The 11,240-nt window shown below is 75.8% G+C and carries 11 protein-coding genes; 7 read left to right on the top strand and 4 right to left on the bottom strand.

The annotated features are described in order from the left end of the window. Positions 1 to 44: 44 nt before the first annotated feature. From E9565_RS02170 to E9565_RS02180, 3 genes are all read left to right on the top strand, one after another. Positions 45 to 1,025, top strand: coding sequence for a C40 family peptidase (locus tag E9565_RS02170; RefSeq protein WP_236833975.1), 981 nt, complete (start codon positions 45 to 47; stop codon positions 1,023 to 1,025). 162 nt (positions 1,026 to 1,187) lie between these two features. Then, positions 1,188 to 2,453, top strand: a complete 1,266-nt coding sequence (locus E9565_RS02175) for a M48 family metallopeptidase (RefSeq protein WP_236827022.1) — start codon at positions 1,188 to 1,190, stop codon at positions 2,451 to 2,453. Further along, positions 2,450 to 3,574 (top strand): glycosyltransferase family 4 protein, encoded by a 1,125-nt coding sequence (locus E9565_RS02180; protein ID WP_236833976.1) that lies wholly within the window; start codon positions 2,450 to 2,452, stop codon positions 3,572 to 3,574. The genes E9565_RS02175 and E9565_RS02180 overlap by 4 nt, the downstream gene beginning before the upstream one ends. A 94-nt stretch (positions 3,575 to 3,668) precedes the next feature. Here E9565_RS02180 and E9565_RS02185 read toward each other — a convergent pair whose 3' ends face one another. Further along, a complete protein-coding gene (locus E9565_RS02185) occupies positions 3,669 to 5,462 on the bottom strand; it encodes a long-chain fatty acid--CoA ligase (RefSeq protein WP_236833977.1) in 1,794 nt (597 codons plus the stop codon). A gap of 156 nt (positions 5,463 to 5,618) precedes the next feature. Here E9565_RS02185 and E9565_RS02190 point away from each other — a divergent pair, with 156 nt between their 5' ends. Genes E9565_RS02190 through E9565_RS02205 form a run of 4 tightly spaced genes read left to right on the top strand, consistent with a single transcriptional unit; the run spans position 5,619 to position 8,508 of the window. Next, positions 5,619 to 6,050 carry an SRPBCC family protein gene (locus E9565_RS02190; protein ID WP_236833978.1) on the top strand — a complete coding sequence of 144 codons (432 nt, stop codon included), beginning with the start codon at positions 5,619 to 5,621 and terminating at the stop codon, positions 6,048 to 6,050. A gap of 3 nt (positions 6,051 to 6,053) precedes the next feature. Next, a complete protein-coding gene (locus tag E9565_RS02195; RefSeq protein WP_236827018.1) occupies positions 6,054 to 7,202 on the top strand; it encodes an ArsA family ATPase in 1,149 nt (382 codons plus the stop codon). Then, a complete protein-coding gene (locus E9565_RS02200; RefSeq protein WP_236827017.1) occupies positions 7,199 to 7,522 on the top strand; it encodes a hypothetical protein in 324 nt (107 codons plus the stop codon). Before E9565_RS02195 ends, E9565_RS02200 begins: the two co-directional genes overlap by 4 nt. Next, positions 7,519 to 8,508, top strand: coding sequence for an ROK family glucokinase (locus E9565_RS02205; RefSeq protein ID WP_236833979.1), 990 nt, complete (start codon positions 7,519 to 7,521; stop codon positions 8,506 to 8,508). The genes E9565_RS02200 and E9565_RS02205 overlap by 4 nt, the downstream gene beginning before the upstream one ends. Here the strand turns inward: E9565_RS02205 and E9565_RS02210 are convergent, their stop codons facing one another. The 3 genes from E9565_RS02210 to E9565_RS02220 are packed head-to-tail and all read right to left on the bottom strand — an operon-like array spanning position 8,509 to position 11,235. Next, positions 8,509 to 9,738 carry a TIGR00300 family protein gene (locus E9565_RS02210; RefSeq protein WP_236827015.1) on the bottom strand — a complete coding sequence of 410 codons (1,230 nt, stop codon included), beginning with the start codon at positions 9,736 to 9,738 and terminating at the stop codon, positions 8,509 to 8,511. It abuts the gene before it with no gap. A gap of 1 nt (position 9,739) precedes the next feature. After that, on the bottom strand, positions 9,740 to 10,420 hold the full coding sequence (locus E9565_RS02215) for a hypothetical protein (protein ID WP_236833431.1): 681 nt from the start codon (positions 10,418 to 10,420) through the stop codon (positions 9,740 to 9,742). Next, positions 10,417 to 11,235, bottom strand: a complete 819-nt coding sequence (locus E9565_RS02220; RefSeq protein ID WP_236828872.1) for a carboxylesterase — start codon at positions 11,233 to 11,235, stop codon at positions 10,417 to 10,419. Before E9565_RS02220 ends, E9565_RS02215 begins: the two co-directional genes overlap by 4 nt. Positions 11,236 to 11,240 lie beyond the last annotated feature (5 nt).

Here is an 11,240-nt window from a genome sequence, read left to right on the forward strand (position 1 = left end):
GGACCGCCGGCCGGTGCACCCCCCGCACCCGTCGCCTCGGCCCGGTGCGCACGGGCTTCCTGGTCACCGCCGTCGCCGCCGTGACCGTCACCGCCCTCCCGGGCACGGCATCGGCCGTCCCCGGTGCCGACGACGTCGCCGCACAGGTGGCCGAGGCCAGCCACGAGCTCGAGGTGGTCTCCGAGCAGCTCAACGAGGCGCGCGTCGTCCTCGCCCGCCACCAGGACGAGGCGGAGGCGGCCGGCGAGGCCGCTGCCGAGGCGGAGGCCCGGATCGGCTCCCTCGACGGGCACATCCGCAGACTGGCCCGCAGCGCCTACACCGGCAGCGGCATGACGCAGCTCGACGCCCTGCTGACCAGCGACTCGGCCGAGGACCTCGTCGACCAGCTCGGCACCCTCGACGCCATCGCCGGGCACACCAACGCGGTGCTCGGCGAGGTGTCGCAGGCCGCCGAGGACGCGGAGCGGTCCCGCGACGCCGCAGCGGAGGCCGCCGCCGACGCCGAGCGCACGGTGGCGCGGATCGCCGCCCAGCAGGAGGAGCTCGAGGCGAAGATCGCCGACTACCAGCGCCGCTACGAGGCGCTCACCGCGCCGCAGCAGGAGCAGGTGGCCCGGGCGCACGGCGGCGCCGCGCTGCCCGCGCCGAGCGCCGTCACCGCGCCGAGCTCGGCCGCCCAGGTCGCGGTGAACACCGCGCTCGCCCAGATCGGCGACCCGTACGTCTGGGGCGCCGGTGGGCCGAACGCCTTCGACTGCTCGGGCCTGACCTCCTACGCCTACGCCGCGGCGGGTGTGACGCTGCCGCACTCCAGCCGGTCGCAGAGCCAGATGGGCACGCCCGTCTCGCGCAGCCAGCTGCAGCCGGGTGACCTGGTGTTCTTCTACAGCCCGGTCAGCCACGTCGGCATGTACATCGGCAACGGCCAGATGGTGCACGCGTCGACGTCCGGTCAGCCGGTGAAGGTGGCGAGCCTGGACTCGATGGGGAGCTACAACAGCGCTCGGCGCATCGCCGGGTGACAGCCGCGGGAGCACCGCAGCGAGGCGCGAGCGAGGAGCGGACCGAGGCGCGGAAGCCGGCCCGCGCCATCGTGGGCCGAGCGCCTCGGCGGCCGCGAGGAGGGCCGGTGACCCCACCCGGGGTCACCGGCCCTCCTCGTCCGGCTCACTAGGATCGCCCGGGTGAGCGCTCGCCGGGTCGCCCTGGTGACCGCGGCCCTCCTGGGGATCGCCGTCGTCGTCGTCATCGCCGTGCGGACCCCGTGGACCGTCCTGCCCGAACCCCCGGGCGGGTACACCGAACCGGATCCGACCGCCGGGCTGGAGCCCGACCGGATCGCGCGCGCCGAGGCGTTCGCGGACGCCCTGCGGCCGGCCTCGCTGCTCTCCCTCGTGCTGGGCCTGGCGGTGTCGGCGGTGCTCGGGCTGACCCCGCTGGGCGCCCGCCTCGTGCGCGCCGTGGGTGCGCGGGTCGGCGGCCGGTGGCCGGTGCAGGTGCTGGTCGCGGTGCCGGTCCTCCTGCTGCTGGGGCGCCTGGTCACCCTGCCCGTGTCCGCCTACGCCGAGTCGGTGCGCAGGAGCTACGGCCTGTCCACCCGCAGCTGGCTGTTGTGGCTGCGCGACGTCGCGGTCTCCCTCGCCATCAGCGCGGCGCTGACCGTCGTGGTGGTGCTGGCCCTCCTCTGGCTCGTCCGCCGGGCTCCGCGCAGCTGGTGGGCGTGGGCCGGGGCGGCCGCGGCCGGCCTGGTGGTCGTGGGGTCGTTCCTCTACCCGGTGGTCATCGAGCCGGCCTTCAACAGCTTCGAGCCGTTGCCGGCGGGGGAGCTCCGCAGCGACCTGCTCGCCCTCGCCGAGGAGAACGGCACCCCGGTGCAGGACGTGCTGGTCTCCGACGCCTCCCGGCGGACGACGGCGCTGAACGCCTACGTCTCGGGCTTCGGCTCCACGCGGCGGATCGTCGTCTACGACACCCTCCTCGGAGAGCTGCCCGACGGCGAGATCGAGTCGATCGTCGCGCACGAGCTGGGTCACGTCGCCGCCGACGACGTGCTCACCGGCACGCTCATGGGTGCGCTGGGCGCAGGGGCGGCCACCGCGCTGCTCGGCTGGCTGCTGAGCTGGACGCCGCTGCTCCGCCGGGCCGGTGCCGCGGCCCCCGGCGACCCCCGGGTCGTGCCGCTGCTGCTCTTCCTCGTGTCCGCCGGCGGGCTGCTCGCCACGCCGGTCCAGAACCTGGTGTCGCGGCAGATCGAGCAGCGCGCCGACCTGCACGCCCTCGAGCTCACCCGTGACCCGGAGGCGTTCGTCGACATGCAGCAGCGGCTGGCCCGCACCAACCTCGGCGACCCGGACCCGCCGGCGGCCTGGCACTGGTTCTTCGGCAGCCACCCGACGACCGCGCAGCGTCTCGCGATGGCCGCGGACTGGGCCCGGCTGGAGGGTCCGTGACACGCACCCTCGTCGTGACCAACGACTTCCCACCGCGGCAGGGCGGCATCCAGACCTTCGTCGCCGCGCTGCTGGACCGGCGGCCCCCGGACTCCCTGGTCGTGCTGGCATCGGACTCCCCGGGATCGGCCGAGCACGACGCCGCCCTGCCGTACCCGGTGGTCCGCCGGCCGACCGGCATGCTCCTCCCGACCCGCGCCACGGCGCGCGCGGCCGTGGAGCTCGCGGGGCGGTACGGCTGCGACACCGCCTTCTTCGGTGCGGCGGCCCCCCTGGGCCTGCTCGCCCCCGCGCTGCGCGCGGCCGGGGTGCGGCACCTGGTCGGCGCCACGCACGGCCACGAGACCGGTTGGGTGGCCCTGCCGGGGAGCCGCCAGGTGATGCAGCGCATCGCCTCCGGCCTGGACGTCCTGACCTACATCAGCGAGTACACGCGCAGCCTCCTCGAGCCGCCGCTCGGCGGGCGCACCCGGCTGGCCCAGCTCTCCCCCGGGGTCGACGTCGACCGCTTCACCCCGCACGTCGACGGGACGGCGGTGCGCGAGCGGCACGGGCTGGGCGGCGCGCCGGTCGTGGTCTGCGTGTCCCGGCTGGTCGCCCGCAAGGGGCAGGACGTGCTGGTCGCGGGGTGGCCGCAGGTGCTCGCCCGCCACCCGTCCGCGCGGCTGCTGCTGGTCGGCGGCGGGCCGGACGAGGCCAAGCTGCGCCGCGCCGTCGCCGCCCGGGGGCTGACGGGCTCCGTCGTCCTCACCGGGCCGGTGGACCACGCGGAGCTGCCCGCCCACTACGCCGCCGGCGACGTGTTCGCCATGCCGTGCCGCACCCGCCGTGGCGGGCTGGACGTCGAGGGGCTCGGCATGGTCTTCCTCGAGGCTGCCGCCTGCGGCCGGCCGGTCGTGGCCGGCACCTCCGGCGGCGCCCCCGAGGCGGTGCGGGACGGCGTCACCGGGCACGTGGTGGACCCGCGCTCGCCGGCCGCGGTGGCGGCCGCGATCGACCGCCTGCTCGACGACCCCGCGCGCGCCCGGGCCATGGGTGCGGCCGGGCGTGCCTGGGTCGAGCAGCGCTGGTCGTGGACGTCGATCGCGGCGACGTTCGACGAGCTCCTCACGACGCACTGAGGCCCGCCCTGCGACGCAGGGCGGGCCTCGGTGCCGGCCCCCTCGCAGGGGCCCGCGGCGAGCGTGCGAGCCGTGGGGGCGAGGGGGTCCTCCGTCAGCGGGAGTAGAGGGCCTCGACGTCGGAGCCGAACTCCTTCATGACCACGTTCCGCTTGAGCTTGAGGCTCGGCGTCAGCATCCCGTTGTCCTCGGTGAAGTCGGTCGCCAGCACCGTGAACTTCTTGATCGCCTCGGCCTGCGACACGGCCTTGTTCGCGTCCTCGACCGCGGCGCCGAGCTCGGCGAGCACGTCGGGGTCCTCGCGCAGCTGCGCGGCGGTGAGCCCGGTGTCCTTGCCCTTGGACTCCAGCCAGAGCGGGAGGGCCTCCTCGTCGAGGGTGACCAGCGCGGCGATGTAGGGCCGCTGGTCACCGACGACGATGCACTGGCTGACCAGCCGGTGCGCGCGGAGCCGGTCCTCGAGCACCGCGGGGGCGACGTTCTTGCCGCCCGCGGTCACCAGGATCTCCTTCTTGCGGCCGGTGATCCGCAGGAAGCCGTCCGCGTCGAGCTCGCCGAGGTCGCCCGAGCGGAAGAAGCCCTCGGCGTCGATCGCCTCCTCGGTGGCGGTCGGGTTGTTCCAGTAGCCGCGCATGACGATGCCGCCCTTGATGAGCACCTCGCCGTCCTCGGCGATCCGGAACGTCACCCCCGGCAGCGGGCGGCCGACGGTGCCGATGCGGATCGCGTCGTCGTGGTTGACCGAGGCGGCGGCGGTGGTCTCGGTGAGGCCGTAGCCCTCGAAGACGGTGACCCCGATGCCGCGGAAGAAGTGACCCAGCCGCTCACCGAGGGGCGCGCCGCCGGAGATGGCACCCAGGCAGCGCCCACCGAGGGCGGCGCGCAGCTTGCCGTAGACGAGCTTGTCGAACAGCGCGTGCTGCAGGCGGAGCCCCAGCCCGGGGCCGCCGGTGTCCTGGGCGCGCGACCAGTCGATCGCCACCTGGGCGGCCTTGTCGAAGATCTTGCCCTTGCCGTCGCCCTCGGCCTTCGCCTTGGCCGAGTTGAACACCTTCTCGAAGACCCGCGGGACGGCGAGGACGAACGTCGGCTTGAACTCGCCGAGGTCCTCGACGAGGTTCTTCACGTCCGGCGTGTGGCCGATGACCGTGCGGTTCTTGACGGCGCCGACCTGCAGGACCCGGGCCAGCACGTGGGCCAGCGGGATGAACAGCAGCAGCGAGCCCTGCACGTTCATGAACCGGTCCAGCAGCGTGATGCCGTTGCCGATCTCGAACAGGAAGTTGCCGTGCGTCAGCTCGCAGCCCTTGGGCCGGCCGGTCGTGCCGCTGGTGTAGATCAGCGTGGCGAGGCTGTCGGCGCGCAGCGTGGCGCGACGCGCGTCCAGCTCGCTGTCGGGCACCTCCGCCCCCGTGGCGGTCAGCTGCTCCACCGCGCCGTCCTCGATGACGAAGACGGCCTTGAGCTCGGGGGCCTGGTCGCGGACGGACTCGATGGCGGCGGCGTGCTCGTCGCGCTCGACGACGGTGGCGGTGGCGCCGGAGTCGGAGAGGATCCAGGCCACCTGGTCGGCGCTGGAGGTCTCGTAGACCGGCACCACGACGGCGCCGGCGGTCCAGATGGCGTAGTCGAGGACGGTCCACTCGTAGCGGGTCTTCGCCTGCAGCGCGACGCGGTCCCCGGCGGCCACACCTGCGGCGATCAGGCCCTTGGCGACGCCGCGGACCTCCTCGCCGAACTGCCGCCAGGTCACGTCGGTCCAGCGGCCGTCCACCCGGCGCCGCAGGCCGACCTCGTCACCGTGGCCGGCCACGTTGGCCGCCAGCATGTCGGTGAGCGCCTCGTCGGGGCCCACCTCGTGGGTTGCAGGAACGCTGAACTCGCGCACGCCCGGTCCTCTCCTCCCCGACCGCCCGCCGGGCTCCGTCGCCCGGGGCCCCGGTGCGGGGACGTCCGGGCCAATCTAGCGGCTCGGGCTACCGGGCAGTAGCGCAGTGCCGTGGTGCCGGGGCCGGCCGTGGCCCGAGCGGCTAGCCTGCTGCCCATGGCCGACCAGTCCACCCAGTCGATCGTCGTCGAGGCGCCTGCGGCCGAGGTCATGGCGGTGATCGCCGACTTCCCGTCCTACCCCCAGTGGGTCGCCGCCGCCAAGAAGGTCGAGGTGCTCGAGACCGGTGCGGACGGGCGGGCCCGCCGCGTGCACTTCGTCCTCGACGCCGGCGCGGTGAAGGACGACTACGTCCTGGAGTACACCTGGGACGACGACCGCCGCGTCTCCTGGTCCCTGGTCAAGGGGCAGATGCAGAAGCGGCAGGAGGGCTCCTACACCCTGGTCGAGACCGGCGGTCGCACCGAGGTCACCTACTCCATCACCATCGACCTCTCCATCCCGATGCTGGGCATGATCAAGCGCAAGGCGGAGAAGGTCATCCTCGACACCGCGCTCAAGGAGCTCAAGAAGCGCGTCGAGGGCTGAGCCGTGCGCACGCTCGTGGTCACCGGCTCCGGCGGGGCCGGGTCGTCGACGGTGGCCGCGGCCGCGGCCGCGCGCGCCGCCCGGGAGGGGCGGAGCACGGTGCTGCTGTCCCGCCGGCCGGCCACCCTGCCCGGCCTCGACGAGGTGCCCGGCCTGCGCGTCCGGCGGGTGGACGGCCGCCGGGCGGTCGAGGAGCTGTGGGGCGGTCACGCCGATGCCCTGGCCGGGCTGCTGCCGCACCTGGACCTGCCGCCGGCGACCTCGGTGGTGCCCCTGCCGGGCGCCGGTGAGCTCGCGTTCCTGGCGGCGCTCGGCTCGGCCGACGCCGACCTGGTGGTCGTGGACGCCGGGCCGCTGGCGGACGGGCTGGCGCTGGCGGCACTGCCCGGAGCGCTGCGCTGGTGGTTGGACCAGGCGCTGCCGCCGACGGCCCGCGCGCTGGCCGCCGTCCGGACGGCCTCCGTGGCGGCCGGTGCCGCCCGCCGGGGACCCCTGGACGCCGTGCTCGACGTCCTGCCCGGCATCGAGCAGCTGCTCGCCCGGGACCGGCTCGCCGACGCCACCACGACGGCGGTCTGGCTGACCACGGGGGCGCAGCGGGCCGCCGTCCCACCGGCGCGCCGCGCGGCGACCGTCCTCGGCCTGCACGGGCTCCGGATCGCCGCCGTGCTCGCCCGGGTGCTGCCCGCCGGCGGTCCCGGGGAGTGGTGGCGCGCCCGCGCCGCCGAGCAGGACGCCGCCCGGAGCGGCCTCGCCGACGTGGCGCCGGTGCACGAGCTGCCCGAGCTCGCGGCGCCGCCGGCGGACCTGGCCGGCGCCGGCGCGCTGCTCGACGGGCTCGACCTCCCGGCGTCCGGGGGGCCGGTGCCACCGGCCCCCGAGCGCGGGGAGGGCGGGTGGCGGCTGGCCGTGCCGCTGCCCTTCGCCGACCGCGCGGAGGTCGGGCTGACCCGGTGGGGCGATGACCTCGTGGTGTCCGTGGGGGAGGATCGTCGTTCGGTGCGCCTGGACCCGTTGCTGCGCCGGTGCCAGGTGACCGGGGGCCGGCTGCTCGACCCCGGCGCCGCCGCCGCGCACCTCGAGATCAGCTTCCGCCCGGATCCGCAGCAGTGGCCGGCCGACCTCCTGGCGGCCGAGGAGAGGACCAGATGACCAGCGGTGCCGAGTGGGCCGAGCAGGCCCGCCGCCTGTTCGACGCCGTCCGCGCAGGGGCCGGGCAGCTGCCTGCCACCGGTGCGGGCGAGCACGGCGGGGACGACTGCCGCTGGTGCCCGGTGTGCCAGGTGGCGGCCGTCGTGCGCGGCGAGCGCCCCGAGGTGACCGCCGCCCTGGCCGACGTCCTCACCGCCGCGGCGACCGCCCTGCGGTCGTTCGCCGAGCAGCCGGAGGACGGCGCCGGCGAGGCGCCCGGGCCGCGTCCCGGGGAGCAGCCCGGCGACGGCCCGGCCGTCCAGCGGATCGACATCGCGTGACCGGGCCGGAGGTGACGGCCCTGCCGGCGCTCGGCATCGACATCGGCGGGACCAAGGTCGCCGGGGGCCTGGTGGCCCCCGACGGCGAACTCCTGGCCACCGCCCGGCGGGCGACGCCGGGGGCCTCGGTGAGCGACACCGAGGACGCGATCGCCGCCGTCGTCGACGAGCTCGCCGGCGGGTACGGGGGCGAGATCGTCGGGGTCGGCGTCGGCGCCGCCGGGTGGTTCGACCGCACCGGCGACACCGTGCTGTTCAGCCCGCACCTGGCGTGGCGGAACTCGACGCTGCGCAAGGAGCTCGTGGCGCGCCTGCAGCGCCCGCTGTGGGTGGGCAACGACGCCGACGCCGCGGCCTGGGCCGAGTACCGCTACGGCGCCGCCCGCGGCGCCGACCTGGCGCTGATGATCACCCTGGGCACCGGCATCGGTGGCGGGATCGTCCTCGACGGCCGGCTGCGCCGCGGGTCGCACGGCGTCGCGGGGGAGTGGGGGCACATGCGCGTCGTCCCCGACGGGCGGTTGTGCGCCTGCGGCAACCGCGGCTGCTGGGAGCAGTACGCCAGCGGGACGGCGCTGGGCCAGACCGCCCGCGAGGTGGCCCGCACCTCACCGGCCGCCGCGGCGCTGCTGCTGGAGCGCGTCGACTGCGAGCCCGACCGGCTGACCGGCGAGCACGTCGCCCGCGCCGCCCACGACGGCGACCCGCTCGCCCTCGAGCTCGTCACCGAGGTCGGCTACTGGCTGGGGCAGGGGATCGCCGACCTCGCCGCCGTGCTCGACCCCGAGGTGGTGGTGATCGGGGGCGGGGTCAGCGTGCTCGGCGAGATGGTGCTGGGCCCGGCCCGGGAGCGGCTCGAGCGCGCCCTGCCGGGCCGCGGGTTCCGGCCCGGCCCGCGCGTCGTCGTCGCCGAGCTCGGCCCCCAGGCCGGCCTCGTCGGCGCCGCCGACCTGGTCAGGAGGGCCGTCGCCGAGGGCGACGCCTGATCAGCAGAGCTCGCGGGCCAGCTGCTCGAGGAACAGGCCGATGTCGGTGACGATGCCCATCGCCTGGGCGCTGCCCCGGTCGGCCAGCTTGGTCACCGTCGCGGGGTTGATGTCGACGCACACCAGCGGGACGGACGCCGGGAGGATGTTCCCGGTCGCGATGGAGTGCAGCATCGTCGCCACCATGATCGCGAAGCCGACGTCGTGCAGCTCGGCGCGCATGGCCCGCTGACCCTCGATCACGTCGGTGAAGACGTCGGGCAGCGGCCCGTCGTCGCGCACCGAGCCGACCAGCACGAACGGCTTGCCGGCCGCCACCATCGCGTGCATGACCCCGCCGGTGAGGACGCCGTCCTCGACCGCCGCCCGGATCGAGCCGGCCGCCCGGATCGTGTTGATCGCGCGGATGTGGTGCTCGTGGCCGTGCGGCACGCCCGAGCCCTTGGCCAGGTCGACCCCCAGCGAGGTGCCGAACAGCGCCGACTCGATGTCGTGCGTGGCCAGCGCGTTGCCGGCGAAGAGGACGTCGACGAAGCCGGCGCGGACCAGCCGCACCATCGCCGGGGCGGCGCCCGTGTGCACCACGGCCGGGCCGCCCACCCACAGCACCCGCTGCCCGGCCGCCTTGACCTCGCGCATGCGCTCGGCGATCTGGCGGACCAGCAGCGCCTGCGGCTTCTCGCTGGACACCGCCGACGACATGAACCCGAAGTCGTCCTCCTCGCCGCGCGGCGCCTGCACGGGGAGCTCGACCCGCACCCCGTGCGCCCCGCAGACGACGGCGTCGCCGGCCCGGACGTCACTCACCGGGACGGTGCGCACCACCGTGCCGCCCCCCTCCCTGGTCACCACCAGGCCGCAGTCCATCTCGGGGTTGCGCACCCGCAGCCACTCGCCGTCCAGCCGGACGAGGGTCTCCAGGTTGGTGGTGGAGTAGAAGTCGTCGGGGAAGACGCCGTCGGCGGGGGCGGGCCGGGTCGCCGCCGTCCCCGGGTCGACGGCGTTGGCGCCGTGGACCTGCACCCGCATGAGGATCCGCTCGAGCCGCTCGGCCTCGTCGGCGGTGATCTGGATCAGCGCCGTCGACTCGTCCTCGTGCTGCCGCCCGAGGTCCAGGCTCTCGATCCGGTAGTCGCCCCCGTACTCGAGGACGTCGTCGAGGATGCGGGCGAGGATGCCGGTGTCCACGAGGTGGCCGGTCACGGTGACGGTCCCGGTGACGGTGGCCACCTCAGACCACCGCGCCGTCGTCGCCGTCGTCGGAGCGGTCGCGCATGCGGGAGACCAGCAGGGCCGCGCCGCCGGCCACCACCGCCACGCCGAGCACGAGACCGGCGTCCGCCGACAGCCCGATCACCGACGGGACGCCGATGAGCAGGATGCCGGTGAGCACCAGGAGCAACGCGTAGAGCACCGCGGGGGCCGGGACCGGTAGCGGCGGGGGCGCGGGCGGCTCGTAGTGCTCCTCGGGCCGGTCGAGCACCGGCACCTCGGAGGGCGCCGGGGGCGGCGGGTCCGCGGGGGCCTCCTCGACCACCGGGCGGCCGTGCTCGGCCTCGAAGGCGGCCACGATGCGCCGCCACTCGGCGTCCTCGTCCAGGTCCCGCCCGGCGGGCCGGCGCAGGACCGGCCGCTCGACGGGGTGGTCGTCGGCGTGCTGATCCACCAGCCCCCGCGCCTCGGCCCGGCGCGCCCGGTCGACGAACAACCGGTCCGACGGCGGGCTGGGCAGGGACACCGACCGGGTGTAGGGGCCGACGTCGGCGGCCGGCTCCAGGTAGGCGGCGATGCCCGCGGCCTCGAGCACGTCGAGGAGGTGCTCGCCCACCCGCGGGTCGACGTCGCGGACGGGGCTCCAGAGCACGGCGTCCAGGCCGTTGTCACGGCGGCCGCGGCCGCGGCGGTCGGTCACCGGCGCCCGCCCGAGGGGGCGCCGGGCTCGCCGGCGGGCACGCGGGCGCGGATCCACTCCGCCGAGCGGCGGAAGATCAGCGGGGCGTCGTTGTCCAGGGTGGCCACGTGGTAGCTGTCCTCCAGGGCGACCTCGGTGGTGTCGGGGCTCGCCACGCCGGCGAGCAGGACGGTGCTGTTCACCGGTTCCACGACGTGGTCCTCGGTGCTGCGGAAGACGATGACCGGCGCCGTGACCCGGCCCAGGTCGGCGCGGGTCGCGGCCCAGAGGCCGCGCAGCTGGAGCATGGCCCGGAGCGGCAGCCGCGGGTAGGCCAGCTCGGTGACGCCGGGCTTCTTGATGTCGCTGGCGATCGGCGCCCAGCTCGCGGTGACCCGGGCCAGCAGCGGGAGCAGCTTGGCGTCCAGCCGCTGGGTGAGCAGGGCCGGGTTCACCAGCAGCAGCCCGGCGACGTCGTCGGGGCGCACCTCGGCCAGCCGCGTCGCCAGCGTCCCGCCCATCGAGAGGCCGGCGACGAAGACCCGGTCGCAGCGGGCCGCCAGCTCGTCGAAGGCCTGCCCGACCGCCGTCGTCCACTGGTCGTGGGTGCTGGCGTTGCAGTCCTGCCAGCGGGTGCCGTGGCCGGGCAGCAGCGGGCACCGGACGGCGAACCCCTCGGCCGCGAGGTGCTCGCCCCAGGGCCGCATGCTCATCGGCGTCCCGGTGAACCCGTGCACCAGGAGCACCCCGGTGCGCCCCTCGGGCCCCTCGCCCCCGGGGAACTCGAAGGGTTCGGCGCCGGGCATCACCTCGGGGACGGGGGTCGGTCCGGGCACGGGCT

The organism is Blastococcus sp. KM273129 (genome assembly GCF_021698995.1).
Classification (GTDB): Bacteria; Actinomycetota; Actinomycetes; order Mycobacteriales; family Geodermatophilaceae; genus Blastococcus.

Coding starts and splice junctions, on each gene's coding strand:
- E9565_RS02190 (WP_236833978.1), top strand. CDS start 5,619: ATGGCCGACCAGTCCACCCAGTCGATCGTCGTCGAGGCGCCTGCGGCC.
- E9565_RS02200 (WP_236827017.1), top strand. CDS start 7,199: ATGACCAGCGGTGCCGAGTGGGCCGAGCAGGCCCGCCGCCTGTTCGAC.